At 64.8% G+C, this 1778-nt stretch carries 1 protein-coding gene; it reads right to left on the minus strand.

Annotated elements, in window-relative coordinates; genetic code table 11:
• Nucleotides 1-1658: MFS transporter (locus tag ACUH78_RS19160; protein ID WP_510497609.1), on the minus strand; the 1658-nt coding region annotated here is incomplete at its 3' end.
• Nucleotides 1659-1778: the final 120 nt, after the last annotated feature.

A 1778-nucleotide genomic window follows, 5' to 3' on the forward strand; every position in this document is an offset into this window, starting at 1 on the left:
TTCTTGATATACGCGTCCTTGCGCAGGTAGAACCACCAGTTGATGACCACGCAGATGGCGTAGAACACCGCGAAGCCATACATCGCGTTCTCGGGCGAGCCGGCCTTGATCTGGCCGCCGATCACCACCGGCGCGATGAACGCACCGTAGGCTGCCACCGCCGAGGTCCAGCCCAGCACCGGGCCACGCTCATCCTTGTCGAACACGAAGCCCACGGTACGGAAGGTCGAGCCGTTGCCGATGCCCGAGGCCGCGAACAGCACCACGAACAGCGCCATGAACACGAAGAAGTACTGCTCGGGCGTGGCCGACTGGTAGGCCAGCAGCATCACGTAGCCGGTCGCCGCCGAGGCGATCACCAGCACGATCGAGATCCACTGGGTCACGATCGAGCCGCCCAGCTTGTCCGAGATCCACCCGCCCACCGGGCGGATCAGCGCACCCACGAAGGGACCGATCCATGCGTACATCAGCGCCGAGGGGGCGTTCGGGTTCTTGGCGTGCACCCACGCCTGCGTGGCCGGGTCGAGCGTGTGCGTGTTTCCGAAGATCACCGTGATCGACAGCGGCAGCGCCATCGAGAAGCCGATGAACGAGCCGAAGGTCACCACGTACAGCGCCGTCATCGACCAGGTGTGCTTGTTGCGGAAGATCGCGAACTGCTTGTTCAGGTTCGACTTCATCTCGCCCGTGGCAGCGAACTTCATGCCGTACAGCGTGCCCACGATCACAAGCGGCAGCACGATCCACATGCCGTTGCCCGAGAGCAGCCCCGAGCCGGTCGGCGCCGGCAGGTACAGGTACAGACCGATCGCCGACACCACCAGCGCAATGCCGTAGAACAGGATGATCTTGCCCAGCGCCGCGCCGGTCGAACCGATGTTGGGCGACACGGTGAGCAGGTTGTTCATGCCGAACCAGCCGATCACCGCCAGCGGCACCAGCAGCAGCAGCCACACGAAACCGGCGTTCTGCACGTAGGTCGGCGTGCCCGCGGTGATCTTGCCGATCAGCGAGGCCGAGTCCTTGACCAGCGGGATCGGGTCGCCCGCGAGCGCGCCGAACAGCCCCACCGTCATCACCAGCGGGATCAGCACCTGCATCGTGGTCACGCCGAAGTTGCCCAGGCCCGCGTTCAGGCCCAGCGCCGTGCCCTGCTGGCTGCGCGGGAAGAAGGTCGAGATGTTCGACATCGAGCACGCAAAGTTGCCTCCGCCAATGCCTGACAGCAGCGCCAGCAGCTGGAACACCCACAGCGGCGTCTCCAGGCTCTGCAGCGCGAAACCCGTGCCCGCGGCCGGGATCATCAGCAGCGCCGTGGTCAGCCACACCGTATTGCGCCCGCCGCAGATGCGGATGAAGAACGAGGCAGGGATGCGCAGCGTCGCCCCCGACAGACCGGCGATGGCGGCAATCGTGAACAGCTCCTCCGGCTTGAACGGGTAGCCCGCGTTGGACATCTGCACCGTCACCAGCCCCCACATCAGCCACACGGCAAAGCCGCACAGCAGGCTCGGGATCGAGATCCACAGGTTGCGGTTGGCGATGCGCGAGCCCTTCTCCTTCCAGAAGGCCTCATCCTCCGGGCGCCAGTCGACGATGTCGGCGCTACTCGTGGTCTTCGGCCCCTGCACAGCGGCCTTGTCAATTGCCTGCATGAATGCTGCTCCTTCTTGTCATTGTGTAATCACATCAACTCTGGTTCGGACGCTGGACGCCTGCGCGCTCCTCGAGCACATCGGTGCGGCGCACCTCGGTCCAGTACATCCAGATCAGCG

Source organism: Thauera sp. ZXT1-4 (genome assembly GCF_052598215.2).